The organism is Candidatus Tisiphia endosymbiont of Micropterix aruncella (genome assembly GCF_965178575.1).
Classification (GTDB): Bacteria; Pseudomonadota; Alphaproteobacteria; order Rickettsiales; family Rickettsiaceae; genus Tisiphia.
This window is the reverse complement of record NZ_OZ238268.1, coordinates 1502381-1524057: the sequence shown is the minus strand read 5'-3', so window position 1 is coordinate 1524057 and position 21677 is coordinate 1502381. Positions and strand designations below refer to the sequence as shown.

Annotated in this window: 19 protein-coding genes and 2 tRNA genes; 11 read left to right on the top strand and 10 right to left on the bottom strand. The window is 32.7% G+C overall.

Annotated elements, in window-relative coordinates:
- Nucleotides 1-39: 39 nt before the first annotated feature.
- The 4 genes from ACN1AG_RS07430 to ACN1AG_RS07415 all read right to left on the bottom strand — a co-directional run bounded on the left by ACN1AG_RS07430 (nucleotide 40) and on the right by ACN1AG_RS07415 (nucleotide 2377).
- Complete coding sequence (locus ACN1AG_RS07430; protein ID WP_417904903.1) at nucleotides 40-984, bottom strand: cell envelope integrity protein TolA; 945 nt, start codon at nucleotides 982-984, stop codon at nucleotides 40-42.
- On the bottom strand, nucleotides 974-1408 hold the full coding sequence (gene tolR, locus ACN1AG_RS07425) for a protein TolR (RefSeq protein WP_341755720.1): 435 nt from the start codon (nucleotides 1406-1408) through the stop codon (nucleotides 974-976). The genes ACN1AG_RS07430 and tolR overlap by 11 nt, the downstream gene beginning before the upstream one ends.
- On the bottom strand, nucleotides 1408-2133 hold the full coding sequence (gene tolQ / locus ACN1AG_RS07420) for a protein TolQ (protein WP_367364345.1): 726 nt from the start codon (nucleotides 2131-2133) through the stop codon (nucleotides 1408-1410). Before tolQ ends, tolR begins: the two co-directional genes overlap by 1 nt.
- Before the next feature lie 159 nt (nucleotides 2134-2292).
- Nucleotides 2293-2377: transfer RNA gene (locus ACN1AG_RS07415), tRNA-Leu, on the bottom strand.
- A gap of 685 nt (nucleotides 2378-3062) precedes the next feature.
- On the opposite strand from ACN1AG_RS07415, the gene ACN1AG_RS07410 reads away from it, so the two are divergent.
- Complete coding sequence (locus ACN1AG_RS07410) at nucleotides 3063-3797, top strand: Bax inhibitor-1/YccA family protein (protein WP_417904902.1); 735 nt, start codon at nucleotides 3063-3065, stop codon at nucleotides 3795-3797.
- Between the two features lie 413 nt (nucleotides 3798-4210).
- Here ACN1AG_RS07410 and ACN1AG_RS07405 read toward each other — a convergent pair whose 3' ends face one another.
- From ACN1AG_RS07405 to ubiG, 4 genes are all read right to left on the bottom strand, one after another.
- Nucleotides 4211-5149 carry an IS110 family transposase gene (locus tag ACN1AG_RS07405; RefSeq protein WP_417904901.1) on the bottom strand — a complete coding sequence of 313 codons (939 nt, stop codon included), beginning with the start codon at nucleotides 5147-5149 and terminating at the stop codon, nucleotides 4211-4213.
- Between the two features lie 639 nt (nucleotides 5150-5788).
- Nucleotides 5789-6382, bottom strand: a complete 594-nt coding sequence (locus ACN1AG_RS07400) for a DUF6314 family protein (protein WP_417904900.1) — start codon at nucleotides 6380-6382, stop codon at nucleotides 5789-5791.
- The gene (gene gltX / locus ACN1AG_RS07395) at nucleotides 6364-7770 is read right to left on the bottom strand and encodes a glutamate--tRNA ligase (RefSeq protein ID WP_417904899.1); all 1407 of its coding nucleotides are present in this window, start codon (nucleotides 7768-7770) and stop codon (nucleotides 6364-6366) included. The genes ACN1AG_RS07400 and gltX overlap by 19 nt, the downstream gene beginning before the upstream one ends.
- A 16-nt stretch (nucleotides 7771-7786) precedes the next feature.
- The gene (gene ubiG, locus ACN1AG_RS07390) at nucleotides 7787-8545 is read right to left on the bottom strand and encodes a bifunctional 2-polyprenyl-6-hydroxyphenol methylase/3-demethylubiquinol 3-O-methyltransferase UbiG (protein ID WP_417904898.1); all 759 of its coding nucleotides are present in this window, start codon (nucleotides 8543-8545) and stop codon (nucleotides 7787-7789) included.
- Between the two features lie 96 nt (nucleotides 8546-8641).
- Here ubiG and ACN1AG_RS07385 point away from each other — a divergent pair, with 96 nt between their 5' ends.
- A complete protein-coding gene (locus ACN1AG_RS07385) occupies nucleotides 8642-9427 on the top strand; it encodes a metal ABC transporter permease (RefSeq protein ID WP_417904897.1) in 786 nt (261 codons plus the stop codon).
- Nucleotides 9428-9542: 115 nt separating this feature from the next.
- On the opposite strand, the gene ACN1AG_RS07380 is transcribed toward ACN1AG_RS07385, so the two are convergent.
- Nucleotides 9543-9617: transfer RNA gene (locus tag ACN1AG_RS07380), tRNA-Gln, on the bottom strand.
- 217 nt (nucleotides 9618-9834) lie between these two features.
- On the opposite strand from ACN1AG_RS07380, the gene ACN1AG_RS07375 reads away from it, so the two are divergent.
- The 8 genes from ACN1AG_RS07375 to ACN1AG_RS07340 all read left to right on the top strand — a co-directional run bounded on the left by ACN1AG_RS07375 (nucleotide 9835) and on the right by ACN1AG_RS07340 (nucleotide 19616).
- The gene (locus ACN1AG_RS07375; protein ID WP_367364340.1) at nucleotides 9835-10536 is read left to right on the top strand and encodes a VirB8/TrbF family protein; all 702 of its coding nucleotides are present in this window, start codon (nucleotides 9835-9837) and stop codon (nucleotides 10534-10536) included.
- Complete coding sequence (virB9, locus tag ACN1AG_RS07370; protein WP_341758521.1) at nucleotides 10533-11279, top strand: P-type conjugative transfer protein VirB9; 747 nt, start codon at nucleotides 10533-10535, stop codon at nucleotides 11277-11279. Before ACN1AG_RS07375 ends, virB9 begins: the two co-directional genes overlap by 4 nt.
- A 230-nt stretch (nucleotides 11280-11509) precedes the next feature.
- Nucleotides 11510-11866, top strand: a complete 357-nt coding sequence (locus ACN1AG_RS07365; protein ID WP_367364780.1) for a Na+/H+ antiporter subunit C — start codon at nucleotides 11510-11512, stop codon at nucleotides 11864-11866.
- Nucleotides 11863-13251, top strand: a complete 1389-nt coding sequence (locus ACN1AG_RS07360) for a proton-conducting transporter membrane subunit (RefSeq protein ID WP_367364339.1) — start codon at nucleotides 11863-11865, stop codon at nucleotides 13249-13251. The genes ACN1AG_RS07365 and ACN1AG_RS07360 overlap by 4 nt, the downstream gene beginning before the upstream one ends.
- 165 nt (nucleotides 13252-13416) lie before the next feature.
- On the top strand, nucleotides 13417-14886 hold the full coding sequence (locus ACN1AG_RS07355; RefSeq protein WP_367364337.1) for a proton-conducting transporter membrane subunit: 1470 nt from the start codon (nucleotides 13417-13419) through the stop codon (nucleotides 14884-14886).
- Nucleotides 14887-15252: 366 nt separating this feature from the next.
- Nucleotides 15253-16890 carry a proton-conducting transporter membrane subunit gene (locus ACN1AG_RS07350; RefSeq protein ID WP_367364336.1) on the top strand — a complete coding sequence of 546 codons (1638 nt, stop codon included), beginning with the start codon at nucleotides 15253-15255 and terminating at the stop codon, nucleotides 16888-16890.
- A complete protein-coding gene (locus ACN1AG_RS07345; protein WP_417904896.1) occupies nucleotides 16887-18950 on the top strand; it encodes a S9 family peptidase in 2064 nt (687 codons plus the stop codon). Before ACN1AG_RS07350 ends, ACN1AG_RS07345 begins: the two co-directional genes overlap by 4 nt.
- Nucleotides 18951-19172: 222 nt before the next feature.
- Complete coding sequence (locus tag ACN1AG_RS07340; protein ID WP_417904895.1) at nucleotides 19173-19616, top strand: phasin family protein; 444 nt, start codon at nucleotides 19173-19175, stop codon at nucleotides 19614-19616.
- A gap of 12 nt (nucleotides 19617-19628) precedes the next feature.
- On the opposite strand, the gene ACN1AG_RS07335 is transcribed toward ACN1AG_RS07340, so the two are convergent.
- Nucleotides 19629-20912 (bottom strand): MFS transporter, encoded by a 1284-nt coding sequence (locus ACN1AG_RS07335; protein ID WP_417904894.1) that lies wholly within the window; start codon nucleotides 20910-20912, stop codon nucleotides 19629-19631.
- 519 nt (nucleotides 20913-21431) lie between these two features.
- Between ACN1AG_RS07335 and ACN1AG_RS07330 the strand changes: the two genes are divergently transcribed.
- Entirely contained in the window at nucleotides 21432-21674 is a 243-nt protein-coding gene (locus ACN1AG_RS07330) for a Holliday junction ATP-dependent DNA helicase RuvA (RefSeq protein WP_341758513.1), read from the top strand.
- The last annotated feature ends 3 nt before the right edge of the window (nucleotides 21675-21677 follow it).

Below are 21677 nucleotides of genomic sequence, written 5' to 3'. Positions count from 1 at the left end.
AGTATAAATCTTGAAAAATATCATAATTCTTCAAATATTTTACATACTTGGATCAAAAAGAAAATTAAATTCTTTCCAGCTATTGTAACGCTGAGGGTCTAGATTATTAATAGGACTTGCTTGCCATACTGCCCTCATTGCACTGTTAGATAGAGCGTCACAAGCTATTTTTGTTATATTTGGGCATATTGTTTCTTTGACTTTTACTTCTTTGACACTGCCATCTTGATTTAAAGCTATATACAAAGTTACCCGTAGCTGCTCAAGGTTTTGTATCCCAATAGGTTTGTTCCATACTCTCTCTATTTGTTGTTTAATTAAAGATATTTCACTGATGGAAAGAGGCAATGTGTCATCGTAAGGACCTTTTGATTCTTGGGTTTCTTTATTTTCTTTGGATCTAGCTTGTTTATTTGATTTTGCACTCGACCCTTCAGATAATTGTTCTAAATTTTTAAGCAAAGAATCTAAGTCACTTTTATTAGGAATTTTCTTTTTTTTCTCGAGTGGCTTCTTTGTTTCTACAGGTTTTTTTTCTTCTGCAGACTTCTTCTCTTCTATAGGCTTTGTATCTATAACCTTCTTTTCCTCGATAGGAAGTTTGTCTTCAAGAGGCTTCTTCTCTTCTATAGGTTTTTTATCTATAACCTTCTCTTCCTTGATAGGAAGCTTGTCTTCTAGAGGTTTCTTTTCTTCTAGAAGTTTTTCTAGAGGCTTCTCTAAAGGTTTCTTCTCTTCTGTATCATCAGGTTTGCTTTGTTCTACTTTTTTTGTATCTTGATTTTCTATAGTTTTTTCAGACTGTTTTATTTTATTGGGTACATTAGATTTACTATTAATTGATAACATTTCAAAAACTATTACTTGTTCTTCAGGAGGTTTTTTAAACAATGATGGAAGACCAAATAAGAAGAAATATATTATTAGTAAATGAAGTACTACGGAGCAAATAAAAGAAATAGAAAAAATATTATTATTTTTCATTATATTTAATATTTGAAACTAGTGCTACCTTAGAAAAGCCTGCTGCATGGATTTCAGATACAACGCTAACTACCTCGCCATATGGCACGTTTTTGTCGCCTCTTACAAAAATTCTAATATCTTTTTTTTCTTTTGTAATATTAGTTAGCTTAGTAGCTAAATTTTGTCTCTCTATTTTAGATTCCAATAAATATAATTCTCCTTTGTTGTTAATACTAATCACTAACGGTTCATCTTGCCCTGACAGTGGGCTAGAGGTTGTTTCTGGTAAATCAACATTAATACCGGACACTAGCATTGGAGAGGTTATCATAAAGATGATCAATAGCACTAACATGACGTCAACGAGTGGTGTAACGTTGATCTCACTGACTAAATTACGTCTAGATCTTTGATTGTTTGAATTTGGTAATTGTATAGCCATTACATTTTCCCTTCATCTATGGCTCTTGATAGTATAGAACTAAGCTCATTAATGAAATCATCAATTTTGTTATTAATCTTAATTATTTGTGAAGAAAGGTAGTTATAAAAAATCACCGCCGGAATTGCCGCAAATAGACCTATTGCCGTTGCAAGTAGAGCTTCTGCAATGCCAGGAGCTACGATAGCAAGTGAGGTATTTTTTGATGCTGCAATAGATTGAAAACTATGCATAATCCCCCAAACAGTACCAAATAACCCTATAAATGGTGTACTAGAAGCAACAGTTGCCAAAAAACCTAAATTTTGCTCTAATCGTTCAAGTTCACGATTCCTTATCAAGTACATAGATTGTATTATTCGCTCTTTATGGCTAATTTTAAGTGCATCAGTGAGGTTGTTAGGATTTTGGCGTTTACATTCGTTCATAGCTGCTACAAAAACTGCGGCAAGAGGATTATTCATTGTTCTTTTAATAGTTTCATATAACTGATCTAAAACTGCTCCAGACCAAAAAGTAGCTTCAAAAATTGCAATTTTCTTTCTTATTTGAACTAAATGAACTATCTTATCTATAATTATTGTCCATGCCCAAATTGAAGCAATTACCAAAATTATCATAACAGATTTTCCTATAATATCAGTGGATGATATCATAGAGAAAATTGATGAACCGCTTTGTGCTGTAATTTCTACAACATCATTAATATTGTTATGTGTACTCATTGGATGTAACTAACCTTCATTGCCTAAATATTGTTTTTGTATATATTTGAATGTGTCTTCAAATTAGCTTCGTGAATAACCTGAATTCGGTATAACATTACTCTGACATCAACCCTCACTGGGATAAGTCTAGCTTTCAAATTGCCTTGGTCACAATGATGGTACCTCTGGCCGGACTTGAACCAGCACGCCTTTTGAGCTGTAGATTTTGAGTCTACCGTGTCTACCATTCCACCACAGAGGCATTAAATCCCTAAAAATTAGATCATATTTTTTAAGTTTTGTAGACAAAATAGCAATATCTTTGTATCATGTAAACAACTAAATTACCTGAGCTTATCGGGGTAATTTAAAAGTCGCAACTAATAATTGGTATTTACCTCAGAATAATTTAAAAATTAGGCTGTAGGGCTTGTAAAATAAGGGATACAGCTTTCAATATACCCTCAATAATTCGATGTCATTCCCGCGTAGGCATTGCCCACATGGATCAAAAAGCCAACGTAAGTAATGGTACTTACAGGACCAAAAACGATGTCATTCTTAGCAACGGCGGGAATCCGTATTACGTCAATTCGGGATAAGGATTAGTAAAAATGCTTTAGCTATAACTAATACAAGATTTTGGATATGTATAAATTGCATTTCTGTGAATTCATACATTAATTGCTCTTCGTAGTGTATATATGTCTGCTATTTTTACTAATCCTTATCCCGAATTAACGTGTATTCTTAATAGCCTTTCAGGCTGAATAATAAATATTAATCTAGGAAACTGATTATAAAATTTTCTCTCTAATCTTTTCTTTGCTTTTATAAGCGTTTCATGATAATTTAAATAAATATTTCACAATTTTCTTCTTGAAAAGAAAAGGTATGAAGCTTATACTATTATAGTATAAATAATAACATGATTCATGGGGTTTCTTATGATTGATTACACCAAGACTTTTACTGCTACTCAGAAAACATATGATGTTGGACTGAGAGAATACATGCTGAAAGTCTATAATTATATGGCTTTAGCTCTTGTGCTAACTGGAGTAATGGCTTTTGCTACTATATCATTTGAGCCATTAACTAGGCTTTTATTTCAAGTTGAAGCAAATGGACAGTTCATGGGCTATACCGGTTTGGGAACGTTGGTAATGATTTCTCCTGTGGGAATTGCTTTGTACTTTTTTATGGGATTTGGCAGGATGAGTCTAGATACTACTAAAGTATTGTTTTGGGTTTATGCTGCTTTAACTGGTATGTCTTTGGCATCCCTCGGGTTTATCTATACAGGAGAGTCAATTGCTCGAACTTTCTTTATTTGTTCATCTGTTTTTGGTGCAATGAGTCTTTATGGGTATAGTACCAATAGGGATTTGACATCAATGGGTTCATTTCTTATCATGGGATTATTTGGTCTTATCATTGTGTCGCTAGTCAACATGTTTTTGCAAAGCTCAGCGATATATTTTGCAACGTCTCTCATTGGAGTTGGCGTATTTATGGGTATTATTGCATGGGATACTCAAAAAATTAAGTCTATGTATTTTATGTCTGGAGGTGGAGAGTTAGGGCAAAAAATGTCTATAATGGCTGCTTTTAATTTGTATTTAGACTTTATTAATTTGTTCTTACATCTTCTAAGATTCTTTGGTAGTAGAAGAAACTAGTACTACAGTTGTGTTACTACACAGAGCTGTCATTCCCGCGAAGGCACACTGATATTTGGTTTAAGTTGGCGACACGTCACATCCTAGACAAGTGAGAGCCTTCGGTGCGAACGCTCGAGTCAGAATTCTCGAAACTTCAAATTGTCGTAAGGCTGATTTGTAAATTTTACTTAACCTCAATTTGATGTAAGACATCGGTTTAATAGTCTAGGATGTCATCTCTGCACTTTCGGATGTCACCCCTGCGTAAGCAGGGGTCTAAAAAATAGCATAGAGAGCTATGTTATGTAGTTTTATATCCCTGCTTACGCAGGGATGACATAAAGGAAAGCGGGAATGACATGTACGATGAAACGATGTCATTCCTGCGAAAGTAGGAATCTACCGTCTTGCTAGTCAAGAAAAAAAGTAGATTAGTATTCATAAATTTTATTATTTTTCACCATAGAATTTAAACAAATAATTACTTTACGCATAACGGCTACTAAAGCGACCTTTGCTTTTTTACCAGCATTAGTCATACGTTCATATAATGCCTTCATTTTGTCATTATGACGCATCGCTACTAAAGCAGCCATATACAAGCTTTTTCGAACAAAAAACCTGCCGCCTCTAATATGAGCCCCATTAGTTTTTTGACCGCTTTGGCTTGTTTTTGGGGCGAGTCCAACTAAGCTTGCAATTTCCTTATTGCTCAGCACACCAAGCTCTGGCAGTTCTATTAGCAAAACACTAGCTGTTTTTTCGCCTATACCTTTATAGCTTATCAGCAAATCATTTTTTGCCTTTAAACTCTTATCTTCCTTTATGGCAGCCTTTATATCTTTTCTAATTTCCTCAAGCTGTTTTTTGCCACACTTTATCATTTCCTCGAGATATTTCTTGGCCTTCTCGGATGCAACTTTTGTTCTGCATTGATTAGCATGTATATCTTCTTCTATATTACGTTCTATGCTCCTTAGAGATTGTAATTCTTCTTGTATAACAGAAATTATTTGGTCTCCTTTCTCATCATTAGCAATAAAAGCTGCATATTTCTCAAGTAATAACGCATCCAATTTATCAGTCTTAGCAAAATGGTTACAGACCTTGGCAAAAGCGTGAACTCTATTAGGATGAGCTCTATGCACAGCAAGCCCGGCTTGTTGCAACATCCTCATAACCAAACGTTCATAACCGCCAGTAGATTCCAAAACAGTAAGCACAATATTTCGAGAAGCTATTTCTGATTTTATAAAATCAGAAATAGCTTTATCTGTATTTTTAATCTTACAATGAATATTGTTCATAGATATATCAAGCGTATTTTTTGAAACATCTATTCCCATAAATATCTTGCTTTTTTCGGTCATTTGCTTTACCTATAATTAGTGGTTGTTTTGCAAAGTTTTGATACATGATTGTAAATTCGATCTCTAAAGGATCATCCTACCGTTCGTATTATACTTTGCGATTCAAGGAAGGAGTGTACCAAGATTCCCTCGGTCTTTAAAGACCAATCTAAATTAAACGGCGTCACTCCTTCCGACCATATTAACTCCATATTGAGCTAATATTCAAGATACAATTCAAGGAAGGAGTGCACCAAGATTCCCTCGGTCTTTAAAGACCAATCTAAATTAAACGGCGTCACTCCTTCCGACCATATTAACTCCATATTGAGCTAATATTCAAGATACAATTCAAGGAAGGAGTGCACCAAGATTCCCTCGGTCTTTAAAGACCAATCTAAATTAAACGGCGTCACTTCTTCCGACCATATTAACTCCATATTGAGCTAATATTCAAGATACAATCTAAAGAAATAGACAGGAAGGGTGTTTTTAGATATTCTATATCCCTGCTTACGTGGGAATGACATAATGGCGAGTAGGGGGGCATAATGGCGGCAGGTCTGCTCCTCATGTGCATCTCAGTACGCTGCGGTTCGCAGTGAAGTGGCTTCTTTAAATTCCTCAGCATAAGCGAATTTCGAAAGAGATCTATTGAATTCAGGATATTCTAGTAAAACTAGTTGTTATCGTATAGTTTTTGTTAGGGCCTAAAACTTTATAACTCAGTTCAAAAGAATTCTTATTCAAGAATGTGTAATTAGCTTGATAAAGATCCAAGTTGCATTGATGTGTACCTTCAGCCTGAAAAGGAGTATTAGAGATAAAATGTAATTGGTAAAATAAACCATTGTTATTTTCATTAACAAAATATTTAACAATTTTGTTTTGCTCTAGAGAGTATAGATAGTCCTTAAAAGCTTTTACCTTATTGGTATTACCATAGTATTTAACATCAAGCTCCTCTCTGTATAATATACGTGAATGAGGTGAGTATATATGTTTTTTATCTTCTATAAAGTAAGCGATTCCTTTAGCTGTACCATAATTGCCTAAAATTCTCGTAATAGCATATGTTCCAACTAGGTTGTGAAATATACTCAAATGATCCTCCGAATCAGCTCTTGCAAATACTTGCGGGGTATTCGCGTACTCATGCACTTCATGTACGCCTAGTCTGCTCACCCCTTGTTTATTGTTCCCATTCATAGGATCATTTAAGTCTATTATTTTTATTACATCATTTGAGTACATTTCAATCTAGCAATAGCATTTTCTTTACCAATTATGGCGATAATTTCAAAAATACTTGGGGAAGCAGTCATGCCTGTTATTAGAGATCTAATGGATTGCATGAGATCTGCAAGTTTAATATTATTATTCTTGGCTATTTCTTTAAATTTTATTTGAATTGAGTCTTTATCAAAATTTTGTAAATTCTCTAATTCCTCAATAACTTGGTTAAGTAAATTTTTATCACAATTTTTGATTATCTCTTTGGCTTCCTCAGAGTAGATAATAGGAACGTTAATCAAATAAATCTTGGCTAGTTCAGCTAATTCGACTAAATTTGTGCTTCTTATCTTCAAGTTTGGCATTGCTTGCTTAATATATTCCGTTTCTTCCGTGGTAATTTTATAAGTTTTTTGCAAACTCTCACAAATCATTTTTGTTAATAGCGTAGCATCAAGCTGACGTAGATAATGAGCGTTTAAATTATCCATTTTGGCAAAATCAAGACGAGCAGGCGATTTACCAAGTCCTTCAAGGTCAAACCATTCTATAGCTTGTTGTCTTGAAATAATCTCATCATCTTTGTGACTCCATCCTAACCTTAGTAAATAATTACACAAGCTCTCGGGTAAATATCCCATATCTTGGTATGCTTTTATTCCAAGAGCTCCATGTCTTTTAGATAATTTTGCCCCATCATCACCATGTATTAACGGTATATGTACCATATGTGGTACATACCAACCAAAGGCTTGATAAAGTAGGATTTGACGAGCAGCGTTAGTTAAATGGTCATCCCCCCTGATAATATGGGTAATCTGCATATCGTGGTCGTCCACTACTACCGCCAACATATAGGTACTACTTCCATCGCTACGTAACAGCACCATATCATCTAGGTGGGAGTTTTCAATAGTAACATTCCCTTGTAAAGCATCATGGATAGTTGTATAGCCAGTTCTTGGAGCTTTCAGCCTAATCACTGCTTTTGTGGATTGGTAACCTTTCGGAAAGTTAGCAGGATCAGCATCTCGCCAAGGGCTTTGAAATAAAAAATGTTGTTTATTAGCTATAGCATTATCTCGTTGCCGATCTATTTCTTCTTGAGGCGTAAAACAATAATAAGCTTTTCCTTCATCTAGTAATTTCAGAGCTGCTGTTTTGTATAAATCATTTCTTTTAGACTGAAAAACCACTTCACCGTCCCAGTCTAAACTAAGCCATTTCAAACCGGAAAATATAGCATCTACTGCATCTTCGGTTGATCTTGTTTTATCAGTATCCTCAATTCGAAGTAAAAATTTGCCATTATGGTGTTTGGCAAATAAATAATTAAACAATGCTGTCCTTGCCCCACCAATATGCAAGAAGCCAGTAGGGGAGGGAGCGAATCTGGTAATTATAGTCATAGTATTTCCTTTAAAGTCAATTCAGAGCGGGTTTTGCAAGAGGTCTAGTTAAATAAGCAAAATAATTTACCTCTATATCATCACTCAACTGCCAATTTCTATTGACGATATTATAGGTTAAGCCCTTAAGCTCTTTAAGCTCTATGTTATTTTTACTAAACATAGAATAAATTTCAGATGGTTTAAGAAATTTACTATGGTCATGGGTTTTTTTTGGTATCCAACTAAGCACGTATTCTGCCATTAAAATAGCTAACATATAAGCTTTTACAGTACGGTTAATTGTTGAAATTATAATCATGCCATTTGGTTTTACTAAACTAGCAAGGTTTTTTACAAAATCACTAGGATTGTCTATATGTTCTATGACTTCTAAGCATAATACCACATCATACTGTTTGCTATTTGAGTATACTAATTCCTCAGCAGTCGATTTAAAATATTGTATATTCAAATTTTCTTCTTCAGCATGCTGCATCGCAATATCTATATTACTTTGTAGTGCATCTATGCCAGTGACTGTGCCATTTAGTTTACAGAGAGCAGAGGTAATTAATCCCCCGCCACATCCTATGTCTAAAATATCTAATTTTGAAGGTAGTACTACATCATCATCTATATTAAAATGATCTTTTATCTTATCTATTATGTAACCAAGACGAATAGGATTTATTTGATGAAGAATTTTAAACTCTCCATCTTCCTGCCACCACTCGCTAGAAATTTTACTAAACTTTTCTAGTTCTATTTGATTAATAGAAGATTTTGTAGACATATTTCTTCACTGGTTATAGAATCCATTCCTAATATACCACAAAAATCATGAAGCACTAAGTGCTATTCTCAAATTATCTACCAAAAATCGTATAAAATGACTATAATAATATTAACTATAATTCTAATCAGTCTAATTTTTGCTCCTCTTGGTTGTATAAGCTTATGGAAAAAATATATTTATTTTGGTGATGGTCTTTCGCACGCAAGTTTACTTGCTGGAAGTATTAGTATCCTTGCCCATTTGCCTGTTGTTTATTCAGGACTAGTTGTTGCCGTTATATTTGCTATCTTGGTGTTTACGTTAAAACATAGGTCAGGTGGTAGTAGTGTGGTAATGTTAATATCAAGTTTTATGTTATCTTTAGCCTTAGTAGTAGGTTATATGTACCCACTACAGATTAAGATCACTAACCTATTATTTGGCGATATTTTATCTGCCTCTTTAAATGATATATTAACCTTATCAATTATACTTATATTCGTTATTTCTTTCGTTTGGTATTTCTATAGTCAGATTATTCTAATTGTCATTAATAGAGATATTGCACAAATTAAGGGGGTGAAAGTAAGAACGATTGAATTGGCATTTTTGTTACTGTTATCTTTATCAGTATTCTCGACTATTAAGATTGTTGGGGCATTACTTGTTACTAGTATTTTGCTGATTCCAGCCATGACCGCTAGGATGATTTCTAGTAATCCAGCACAAATGATTATCAATTCAGTTATCGTAGCTTTAATTGTAGACTTCCTTGGCTTAGTAGTGTCATTATATCTTGACATACCAATTACCCCAATAATTACGGTAATAAACACCATAGTTTATTGTTTATTCTATATAATTTCACGGGCAAATAAAGCAGGATTTTTTAGATTATAAAAAATTAAGATTGTTAAATTTTGTATTTTCGAACCTAGAATTAAAAGACGGAAAGCTAGACTTTATGCTACGTCCACCGTTTTATATGTTCACAAAATGTACTAAAATCAAAGAATGGCTGGGGCGGATGGATTCGAACCACCGAATGACGATACCAAAAACCGTTGCCTTACCACTTGGCCACGCCCCATTATTAATACTAGTGTATACACAGAGCTTATAACAACAAACATTTCCTGAGTCAAATATTCTTTTTAATTTGACTATTCTTAATATGATCTTTATTGGTATTGTAGACACAAAATTAGCTTTTTGAATAGGCTAAAAGAATAATTTTTACAAAAAATAATAACATCTTTTCTAATATGTGTTAGAATCCAATATAGGTAAGCAATTATTTAAAGCTAATGGATAAGGTGTTAAGTTCTGTTCAAGAATATATTAAGTCTGGTGAATATTTTGTTGATGCTAAAAGATGGTATAATTTTGAATATGTATATCCACTTGTACACAGAACATTTTTGTTGATATTTAGTGTAGTTCTATTTGTATTATTTCTAAGTGTGGTGATTAATTTTGAGACTTTATTACCAGTAAAGCGTCAGGTGAGATATGCAATTAGTGCTAAATCCCTTAAAAGTGCAACAATAACTAACGCTAATCATATTAAGCATGATGCAATTAATTCTATTGCAGATATTATGATTAGAAATTACGTTATACATAGGGAATCATATGACTATGATTTACTTCGTCCTCAGTATATATTTATGCAGAATAATTCTACGCGTATAATATTTAGACAATTTGCCAATTTTATGAATATTGACAATCCATTGTCTCCAGTTATGCGTTACCAAAAGTCCTTAAAGCGTTCTGTTAATATATTATCAGTGGTTTATCATAAAAATAATAAGGCTGAAGTTACATTTACATCTTTGGCAAAAAACGCTTCTAGTGATATTTTAGAAAATATGGTGTGGCAAGCTACAATAAATTTTGAAATAGATGCAATTAATATACATCTACCGTCTAACTCAAGATTTAATTTTGCTGTTACTGGTTACAAACTTAAGTTAATAGAAGATAAAAGTAAAAAAATAAGATGAAGCAACTAATAATATTTTTTGTAGTAGTATTTTTTGTAAATACTGCGTTAGCCGTTAGGGAATCTAGACCAATGCCGATTGATAGTAGAATCAGGGTGATGGTTTATAGTCCTGATGATGTATTTAAGTTTACTGGATATTATGGTTATCAGGCTAGTATAGAGCTAGCAAAAGATGAAGAAATAGTTAGTATTTCCATGGGAGATACCACTTCTTGGCAAATAGTACCAGCGGGTTATAGGATCTTCATTAAACCGATGGAACAAGATGCTACAACTAACATGACGCTTATTACTAATAAGCGAACTTACTTTTTTGAACTATATGCTACAGAAGCCTTAGATATGAGAGATCCAGATATGGTTTTTAATTTAAGGTTTATTTATCCTGATGATGAAAATTCTGGAGATCACTTACAAAGTTACGTTACATCTTCAGCTAACCTTGATTTATCGCATCCTGAAAAATATAATTTTAATTATTCCATAAGTGGTAATGAATCGATTGCACCAATTAAAATTTTTGATGATGGAGTGTATACTTACCTACAATTCAGAGATAAAAATGTTGAGTTACCAGCTATTTTTGCAGTTGATGAAGCTCTTAGAGAGTCGATGGTAAATTATCGACTCTCCCAAGATAACGCTAATATGGTGATTATCGAACAAGTATTTCACAAACTTTCAATACGTCATGGTAAAAAAATAGTGTGTGTGTTTAATGAAGCATTTAAGCCGTATTAAACCTCATATATGCAAGGAAAATATCATCCCTGTGAAGGTTGATGTCATTCCCGCGTAGGCGGGAATCTATAATATCTAATAGCCTTTGCAGGTTATTTTTTGGATTCCCGCCTACGCGGGAATGACATACTAGCGATTCACGCAGGTCTACGCGGGAATGACATCGAAAGTGTTTTTACTCGATCCGGAAATAATTAAGTTAAGCAATAATGTTTTTAGAAACTATATATATCTCAAAAATTTTATATTTTTTTACACTGCTAGTGTTAGTTAGTGGTTTATTTATAATGCTAACCAGTGATAATTATGTTCGTAAAATTATTGGGCTTAGTGTAATGCAAAGTTCGGTGCTAATTTTTTACCTTATGCTTGGTAAGGTAAGTGGAGGTATTGTACCAATTGAACGTACAATACTACATAGCTATTCAAGCCCACTCCCTCAGGTGTTAATGCTCACGGCTATTGTTGTTGGATTTGCTACTTTATCATTGGGTCTTAGCTTGATTTACCGTATTTCTAAGCAATTTAATACTATATCAGAAGGTGAGATTAATTTTAGTGAAACGACTAATGATCGAAATGAATGACATTAATTAAACATTTTCCTGCTCTGCAAGTATTGCTACCATTTTTTGGAGCGTTATTCTCAATACTAACTTTTCGCTATAGGCTAGCTACTCGAATTATAGCAGTTATATCGATTGCACTAAGTTTATTTTTAAGTATTTACGGTTTATCTGTAATTAATAAAGAGGTCGTATCATATAATTTTGGTGATTGGCATGCCCCTATGGGTATTGAATATCGGCTAGACTATCTGAACCAACCTATAATTATCTATATTAATGGCGTATTATTATTTTTTCTAATCTTTTGTAACAAATTGGTTACAAATACCATACTTAAATTTCTTGATAGAAAAAGACAATCGTTATTTTATGCAGTTTTATTATTTGCCCATAGCGGCTATCTTGGTATTGTAAGCACTAATGACCTCTTTAATCTTTATGTATTCATTGAAATATCTTCATTAAGTAGCTATGTATTAATGGCACAGGGCAATAATCCTAGGGCTGTTATCGGTGCTTTCGATTATCTTATGCTTGGTACTGTCGGGGCTACTTTGATATTAATAGGCATTGGATTTTTATTAAGTAGCACAGGCAGCCTTAATATGTTAGATGTTTCAATGCTTCTTAAGACGCATTATGACTCTAAAATAGTGATGCTAGGCATTAGTTTTTTTCTAATTGGCTCTATACTAAAAACAGCTTTTTTTCCTATGCATTTTTGGATGATCAGAGCCTATAGTTCAGCTGCTCCGGTTATTCTGACATATCTTGCTAGTATATCCAGTATAATTGGTATTTATATAATCTTGAGGTTCATTCATTTTACTATTGATTACAATGTGATCATTAAGGATCTATCAAATTTTATCAGCTTAATCGCTTTGGTAACTATTACTTTATGTACATATTGTGCTTACAGAAACCAAAAAGTCAGAAATATTGTTATATATTCTTCTGCGGTGCAAATTGGTTATATGTTTTTGCTTTTAGTTATTCCTAGAGGTGAATCACTGTTATTTCCCTTTTTGTTTGCTGATAGCCTTAACAAGATCGCTTTATTTCTGATCATTGCTTATTCTGATGTTTCGAAACCGTTTAGTATGTTATGGCGTGTTTTGGTAGTTTTTAGTCTAATTTACAGCTGTGGTTTGCCAATAAGTAGTATGTTTTTCATTAAGATTAGTATTTTTGAGTTGTTGATTGTTGAAAATATGTGGTTAGAGTTTGGTATTGTTGTTATAAGTTCTGCTATGTCGTTACTTTATCACTATAAAATTGCCAAAAAACTATGTTGGGATCACTACGATTATACACGATTAAAATCGAACACTAAGTATGGTGGGCTGATTTTTATTAGTATAATGCAATTTTTTCTACCAATATTCTTAAACTTTTTTTAGGAGTCATGAAAACGATATGAGATATATTGCTTCTAGAACGATGTCATTCCCGCTTAAGCGGGAATCTAAAGAAATAGACAGGAAGGGTGCTTTAGATATTTTAGATACCTGCCTTCGCAGGGATGACATAAAGGGGAGCGGGAATGACATAAGGGGAGGGCAGTAATGTATTCTGCTATTACCCCTAGTTTTTTGATTTTATCGACTTTACTGCTAGCTATGCTAAATTTAGTAACTCCCCTTATCAGTAATAGTAATAATAACACCCGTAACTCTTTATTAATTACTATTAGCAGCTTCTTTTTTGTCAATATTTTAATTATTGACTGGTTATTTCTGAAAGGCGTAAAAGCAAATCTGTCAATAAACATATATGGTAATTTTTTTATAGGGCTGCATTTAGAAGCACTCACTCTTATTTTTTTAACGTTGCTGAGCTTTTTGTGGATTTGTGCTTTGATTTACACAACAAAATATTTGGCAATCAATAATATCGATAATTCAAGTCGTTTTCTATTCTTCCTTAATCTAAGTGTGTTATTTGGCGGGATGGCAGCATTATCTTCGAATCTTTTTACTATGTTTATTTTTTATGAACTATTAACATTATCAACTGCTCCACTAATTGGTCACAGTGGTGGAGATAAAGTTATGGCAGGGGTTTATAAATATTTAAAAATATTAATGATTTCAGGGATATTACTATTCTTGCCAGCACTAATAATTATTTATGCTAAAGCGGGTCATGGAGATTTTACATCGCAAGGTTTTATCAAGTATTATTTCTCCAAGAATCAAACAATAATTTTGTTATTAATGTTTATTTTTGGTATATCAAAAGCAGCTTTATTTCCTGTACATCAATGGTTACCAGCCGCGATGGTAGCACATTACCCAGTAAGTGCCTTGCTACATGCTGTGGTAGTTGTTAAAACTGGACTTTTTTGCATTTATAAAATTCTGATGTATATTTTTGGTCTTAAATATTTGCAATCTCTTTTTGCAGAATTTAACTGGGTTATTTTCTTACCAATTATAACTATAATTTATAGTTCTTTTAAAGCGTTAAAAAGTGATAATATTAAGAAGATATTAGCCTATTCTACCATTAACCAATTATCTATAGCTTTACTTAGTAGCTTCATGTTTACATCAAAATCTATGGGAGCTTCTATCCTACATTTATGTTCACATTCATTTACTAAAATCTGTTTATTTTATGGAATGGGAAGTATTTATAGCTTAAAGAATACCAACCAAGTCTCTGATCTTATAGGTACTGCTAAAGAAATGCCCAAAACCAGCTTTATGGTACTCATTGCCAGTTTATCCTTAATAGGCATTCCTCCTTTTGGTGGTTTTATTAGTAAATTTTATATTATGTTAGCTGCTGCAGAACAAAATCAAATATTAGTTATGGTAGTACTAGCTTTAAGTACGCTATTCTCTGCATTGTATTTAGCAAAGTTAATAATATTTATTTATAAGCCTATTGATAATAATTCTAAAATATTTTCTATAGAAAATAAATTGCCTAATTCTATGCTATTGAGTTTAGTTATATGCTCGTGCATGGTGGTATTATTTTATTTTATACAGATTTTTATTAAGAAGTTTTTGGTATTTATAACTTGAATTCGATTTGGATTTAAAAATGAGGGGCGAGTAAGCGGAGTGTACATGAAGTGCGTATGGTACTTACAGGACCAAAAACGATGTCATTCTTAGCAACGGCGGGGATCTAAAAAAATGTCCTGAAGGGTTTCTATATATTTTAGACCTCTGCCTTCGCACATGGGTGTCAACTTAAGCACTATAAGTAGCATCCCCTAAGGGTTTAGGTCATCCCTGCGAAAGCAGGGATCTAGAATATTTAACAAGTCATCTTAGGATGTTTTTTTAAGATTCCGCACCGAAGCAGGAATGACATCGATACTATTAAACTGATATTTTATATCGAATTAGGTTAACCTATCTCTTATATCAAATTGAGGCTAAATAATGAGAAAGGCATTTTATAAAATATTTTATATTATTTCAATAATATATCCAATAGTTGCTGGCATATTATTAATTAACAACAAAGATGAGATGGTAATTAATTTATACAATAATAGTTTTGTTATTAATTTTAGTAGTGAAAATAAGTTAATAGCACTTGCTTTTATTGTTGTAACGTTGGCTACTAACTTATATGCCATAAGTAAAAATAGAAAATTCGAGGTACTTATAGGTAGCCTATATTCAGCTAGTTCTTTGGTCTGTTTATTTGCTGGGGATTTTGTTTCGATGTTTGCTTCTCTAGAAATGATGATGATATTTGCTGCTTTGTTGATTTTTTATGGCAATTACAAAAATAGTGTTAGAGCAGCAAGACAATATTTGCTTACCCATCTTATAAGTGGTAGTCTTATTTTAATAGGGATTAGTTATATAATTACTCACACATCTAGTTCACAAATTGTTTCTCTTACCTCATTGACAGAAAATCAAGGGGCTGGTTTTATATTTTATGCTCTAATACTTTGTGGTTGTTTGATTAATGTAGCTAGCATACCTTTCTCTGGGTGGATTGTTAATTGCTATCCATTTGCTTCAAGCTCAGGGATGATATATTTAACTAGCTTTACTAGTAAAATATCGATAATTATACTCCTTAAACTATTTAGTGGCTTAGAAATACTTAAATTCTTTGGATTATTAATGATTATATATGGCGGGGTTTATGCTTGCCTAGAAGATAACATCAAAAGATTAGTAGGTTATCTTACTATTTCTCAGCTTGGATTCATGCTAATTGCTATTGGCACAAAATCTCAACAAGCAAATTTAGGAATCATAGTTTTTCTTTTTGTCCATATACTGTATAAAGCTTTATTTGGTTTATACGTTGCTATATTAATAGACAAAGAAAATATAGAGAATTGTTCTGAGATAAAAGGAATTTACTTGCCCAAAAATCATTTGTTGTTTGTTAGTTTAATAGTTAGTGTATTGTTCATTATAGCCTTGCCTCCTTTTGCTAGTTTTGTTACCAAAATTGTTGTGACCAATGCTTTGGACCAAGATATTAATTATTATGCTATTTTCCTACTCAAGATTGTCACATGCATCGCTTTATTTTCTACGGTTAAATATAAATCTTTGATTAGTGGTTTTTACCTTAAGTTAAATATTCTCACTAAAGTTAGTTTATTTGTCATGTTATCGTTTCTATTAGTAACTAGCTTTTGTTTAGAAGAAGGTTTGAAACTACTATGGTCCTCTTATCCTGTTGAAATAATTGATACAAATTGGTTGGATTTAGTAAAACAAATGGTAATAATAGTAATAGGTATAATATTTGCCTTAGTTCTTAGTAAAACGATTTCTAGGCGTTCAACTGCCAACATAAATTTAGACTTATTTCAGTTTGTTGAAAATAATATTCGTCGTATTTATTTTAAATATAACTTAGTGGTGCAAGAGTTTTATGATAAAATAGGGGCGGACTACCCTATTTTTGACAGAATAGAAAAAAGTACTTTACGTAAAATGAAATCTTGGCATAATCAGTCAACCGGTTTGTTGGTAGTAATGATATTATTAATTATTTTTACCATATTATTGATTACAAGTAGTAGAGGAGAATTAAAGTGAAGCCCCCCATAGCCGATAAGATTGATTATAATTTTGTATTACATGGTCAAAAAATTACAGATGAGTATGCTTGGCTTAGGGATAGTGAATGGCCTAATGTTAATAATAAAAAAATTATAGAATATTTACAGGCAGAAAATAAATATTCCGAGCAATTTTTTGTACAATTACAACAAGAAAAAGATAAAATATTTGAAGAGCTAAAAGGTAGGATTAAGCTCAAGGATCAGTCAACTTACGTAAAGAAAGATAATTATTACTATTATACTAGAACTGAAGAAACTACAGAATATCCTATATATTGCCGAAAAATGGGGTCAGTAGATGCTTATGAAGAAATTATATTAGATGTTAATAGCATCTCTAAAGGTAATAAATTTACTGATGTAGGGCAAGTAGCAGTCTCTCCTGATCATACGTTAATGGCTTATAGTGCTGATTTTTCCGGTGATGAAAAATATATAATTAGGGTTTATAACTTAAAGACTAAAGAATATTTACTAGATGAAATAAATAACGTTAGTAGTAATATAATTTGGCATGAAGATCTCAAGGGATTTTTTTATATGCCTATTAATGAGAATTTTCGTCATGATAAATTAATGTTCCACTCTTTAGGTGATGTAGTTTCAGATGATAAGTTAGTACTCCATATAACAGACCCATTATATCAGCTGGACGCTACAAAGTCAGCTAGTCGACAATATATTTTTGTTAATAGCTTTGGTCATAATGAAAATGAAATATATGCGGTGCAAATGCATGATCATAGCTTTCAGCCTAAACTGATTAGAGCGTCAAAAGAAGAGATTTTTTATTCAGTTGAGCATAATGGTGATAATTTTTATATTAAGACCAATGAAGGGGCAAAAAACTTTCGTATAGTACTAGTAAATGTAAATAATTTCCAAAATGATTTGTGGAAAAATGATTATATACAGGAAGATTCGGGTAGATATTTATCAAGCTTTGACATCACTAGAAATTATTTGATACTTAATTATCGTGACCAAGGATTGCCTGTTATTAAAATAAAATATCTTAAAGAACAGGAGGAAAAAGTTATTCACTTTCCGGATACTTCTTTTACTGCCTACGCTTTGTCTACTAATTTTGAGGAAGATGATATTAGAGTAAATTATTCTTCACTTGCTAGACCAAACACCACTTATAGTTATGATTTTGATAGTGATCAATTGTCAATATTGAAAGTGCAAGAAATACCAAGTGGTTTCAACCCTGAAGAATATACGGTAGAAAGGATATTTGCTGATAATGAGGGGGTTAAAGTGCCAATTACCTTATTATATAAAAAAGCACTGTTTAAAAAAGATGGGGAAAATCCTTTATATTTGTATGGCTATGGTTCATATGGTATTAGCATACCAGTATCTTTTCGGAATACAGCTATTTCTCTTGTAGATCGTGGGTTTGTCTACGCTCTTGCCCATATTAGAGGTGGAGATGATCTTGGACATGATTGGTATGAGGCTGCCAAATTCCTCAATAAAAAAAGAACTTTTGACGACTTTATTGCGGTTAGTAAAGAGCTAATTAAAGAAAAATATACTAGCCAAGGTAATATAGTAATCTGTGGCGGAAGTGCAGGGGGGTTGTTAATTGGAGCGGTAATTAATGAGCAACCACAATTATTTAAAGCAGCACTTGCCCATGTACCTTTTGTTGATATGTTAAATACCATGCTCGATGAACAATTGCCATTAACCCCCAGTGAGTTTAAAGAGTGGGGGAATCCTAAAGAATTAGACTATTTTAACTATATTAAGTCTTATTCTCCGTACGATAATATAAAGCCACAAAATTATCCAAGTCTATTTATTACTGCTGGAATCTCTGACCCAAGAGTTGGGTATTGGGAAGCGGCTAAATGGGCAGCAAGGATTCGTGCAACAAAACTCGACGATAATATATTATTGCTAAAAACTAATATGGATTCAGGACATAAAGGGGCTTCTAGTCGTTTCGATTATCTAAAAGAAGCAGCCGATGATATAGTATTTGTATTTAGGGTTTTTGGTATACTCGGTGAACTTCAATAATTGGCGTTCCCGCGATCAAAGATCTGTGCTGTCACGTACTAATGTACGCTCCGCTGCTCGACTTTGCTACTGCCTAGCTCTTCTTGAAGTTCACCGAGTATATAATCAATTGACTATATTAAGATTATTATTAACCAGCTATTGACTCATGTTTTTATAAGTGCTAGCATGAAGTTTATGATTTACACAATAAATAGAATCACTTAATTTAGAGGATTTACAATGACTAATAGTACTACCCAATTTTTAGATTTAATGAAATCTTTTATGAATCCAGAAGTTTACATGAATTCCGTAAAAAACTTACCTGTTATGGATTTTTCTGCTATGTCAGATACTATCAAGAAAAGTACTAAAATACTTACTACAACAAATCAGATTGTTACTGAATCACTGCAGTCTATGATCCAAAAAAATTCAGAGGCTTTTCAGAACAATGCTATGAATATGCTGAATTCTGTAAAAGATGCAATAGCTTCTGGAGATTTAAACCAAATAGCCGAATGTCAGCAAAAATACCTTAAGTCGACTTGCGAGACTTCAATCAATAACATTAAAGAGTTTGCCAGTATGGCATCCGATAATTCAATGAAAATGTTTGATGCCATAAATAGTATGACAGGAGAGATGACTAAGACTTGTGACAACATAAAAAACAAAGCTTAAGATATTTACTGATTAATAGTAACCAGCTTGCTTTTCTAACTTTTCAAAGTGATAGATGCCAAAAGCAAACCCTAGGGTTATTGGGGTTATGATAACTAATAACCCATAATTACCAAAATATTCTATTAGGTATACAAGGCCAAAAGAAGTAACAATATACATTAAAGTACGCGATAAAGCGAAAGACAAACTAACGTAAGTACATCGTCTAAAAATAGAAATATGCCGGAAAAAAATTGTATCCGCTGGCATGGTACAGATACCAAATAGCCCAGTCATTAATTGGATTAGAAATATAGCAACAGGGGTTTTATAATGGTCTAGTAAATAGGGACAACTAACAATAAAAATACAGAATATCGCTAGTCTTACCTTAAGAATTATTAATGGGTATATTTTATAACTTAAATACGCATAAATTAAAGAGCTAACTAAAGATAGCATTACAAGAAGAAAATTATGATGAATTACCTCCTCCGACGAATAACCAAAAGAGTTTTTTAAAATGTTACTACAATGGATATAGGCAAAATAGAAGCATATCGGCCATCCACACTGTATCAAGAAGTAAGATAACATTGTTGTCATATTAACTTTTGTAGGTCCAATAGAATTATTTACTACTGCTTTTTGTTTTAACAACCTTGGTGCTTCTTTAAGCAGTGTCCTAGCCATTGTACCAACAACTGCAATTGCTGCACCTGCCCAAAAAGCCATACGCCAACTGATTCCAAATGACGTACTAAAAGATGCTAAACCAAGTGCCAATATTCCTCCCATGATAGTACAAACTGAAACTAACGCTACAATTGGATATTGGATAGGTGGCTTTGTCATTTCAGTCAGATAGAGTTCAGTACCTATTAGTTCTCCTACAGAAGACATACCTTGAATAATTCGACATATTATAATTACCCATGTAGATATAATACCTATTTGTTCATAAACAGGTAAATTAGCTATAACAATACATGAAATAGCCATCATAAAAGTTGTTATAATAATTGTAGCTTTATAACCAACATTATCTCCTATATAACCAAAAATAAGAGCACCAACAGGTCTGAATATATATGTCAAACAAAAAGTCAAAGCAGCGAGGAGGGAAGCAGCGTGTGGGTCAGTTTTAGGAAAAAATAGCTCATTTAACAGGATTGCTAAATGAATATATAGCATCAGATCAAAATACTCTAAAAATGTACCTATCAAAAGTAAAGCTACAGTGGTTTTTTGATCGCTTGTTAAATGTGTTTGAGTAGGTAGTACTTTTCTATTTGATTGAATAACTCTATCCATAGTTTTACCATAGCTAGTTGTTTATTTTTTAAATCTTTCCATATTTATATATGTCTATTAATTCTAGATGTATAAATTATTATATCTGTAGTGGAGAACAGATAAAAGAAGAATATGAAATTTTAAATAAAAAAAATCTATTGCCTTAAATACAAACATTTCAGACTTGGACTTCATTTTATGCTATCTCTATATACTAGATATCTTTCGAAACTCTACTTCTGCTGGTAATTTATTCGTTGTACCTAGACTCGAATCCTTACGTACATCATCGTCCGCTGTGGGTCTGCATTGCCTGCGTGGATTACTAGTATACGAAAGTTCGATGTAACTTGTTACATCGAATTCAGGTTTCTGTAAATGCCATTACTTACGTTGGCTTTTGATCGACGCAGGCAATACCTTCCCGGGAATGAGGATACGGTAATGTTATATCAAATTCAGGTTAATTAAGTCTATCATTTACTAACATATTCTATTATTGTTATGTAATGGTTAGCTATAGTAGAAGAGAAGATTATGATTAAGAGTATTTGGGAGAAGGTTAAATATGTAGTATACTTGCTTATATATATAGTGATTACTTGGGTTGCTGCGAAAATTATACTTATATCAACATTTCCTGATGATGGTCAATGCCATTGCACTGAAACTCCAACGTTACTACATTATATTTTAGCTTCGATAGTAACTATATTGCCAGTAATAGCACATATATGTACAAAAAATCGTAAACCAAAAGTAAAATCTGATACTAAATAAATT

Coding starts and splice junctions, on each gene's coding strand:
- ACN1AG_RS07430 (WP_417904903.1), bottom strand. CDS start 984: ATGAAAAATAATAATATTTTTTCTATTTCTTTTATTTGCTCCGTAGTA.
- ACN1AG_RS07340 (WP_417904895.1), top strand. CDS start 19,173: ATGACTAATAGTACTACCCAATTTTTAGATTTAATGAAATCTTTTATG.
- tolQ (WP_367364345.1), bottom strand. CDS start 2,133: ATGAGTACACATAACAATATTAATGATGTTGTAGAAATTACAGCACAA.
- ACN1AG_RS07385 (WP_417904897.1), top strand. CDS start 8,642: ATGACTATAATAATATTAACTATAATTCTAATCAGTCTAATTTTTGCT.
- ACN1AG_RS07410 (WP_417904902.1), top strand. CDS start 3,063: ATGATTGATTACACCAAGACTTTTACTGCTACTCAGAAAACATATGAT.
- ACN1AG_RS07330 (WP_341758513.1), top strand. CDS start 21,432: ATGATTAAGAGTATTTGGGAGAAGGTTAAATATGTAGTATACTTGCTT.
- ACN1AG_RS07355 (WP_367364337.1), top strand. CDS start 13,417: ATGTATTCTGCTATTACCCCTAGTTTTTTGATTTTATCGACTTTACTG.
- ACN1AG_RS07360 (WP_367364339.1), top strand. CDS start 11,863: ATGACATTAATTAAACATTTTCCTGCTCTGCAAGTATTGCTACCATTT.
- ACN1AG_RS07350 (WP_367364336.1), top strand. CDS start 15,253: ATGAGAAAGGCATTTTATAAAATATTTTATATTATTTCAATAATATAT.
- ACN1AG_RS07375 (WP_367364340.1), top strand. CDS start 9,835: ATGGATAAGGTGTTAAGTTCTGTTCAAGAATATATTAAGTCTGGTGAA.
- ACN1AG_RS07335 (WP_417904894.1), bottom strand. CDS start 20,912: ATGGATAGAGTTATTCAATCAAATAGAAAAGTACTACCTACTCAAACA.
- ACN1AG_RS07400 (WP_417904900.1), bottom strand. CDS start 6,382: ATGTACTCAAATGATGTAATAAAAATAATAGACTTAAATGATCCTATG.
- ACN1AG_RS07405 (WP_417904901.1), bottom strand. CDS start 5,149: ATGACCGAAAAAAGCAAGATATTTATGGGAATAGATGTTTCAAAAAAT.
- gltX (WP_417904899.1), bottom strand. CDS start 7,770: ATGACTATAATTACCAGATTCGCTCCCTCCCCTACTGGCTTCTTGCAT.
- ubiG (WP_417904898.1), bottom strand. CDS start 8,545: ATGTCTACAAAATCTTCTATTAATCAAATAGAACTAGAAAAGTTTAGT.
- virB9 (WP_341758521.1), top strand. CDS start 10,533: ATGAAGCAACTAATAATATTTTTTGTAGTAGTATTTTTTGTAAATACT.
- tolR (WP_341755720.1), bottom strand. CDS start 1,408: ATGGCTATACAATTACCAAATTCAAACAATCAAAGATCTAGACGTAAT.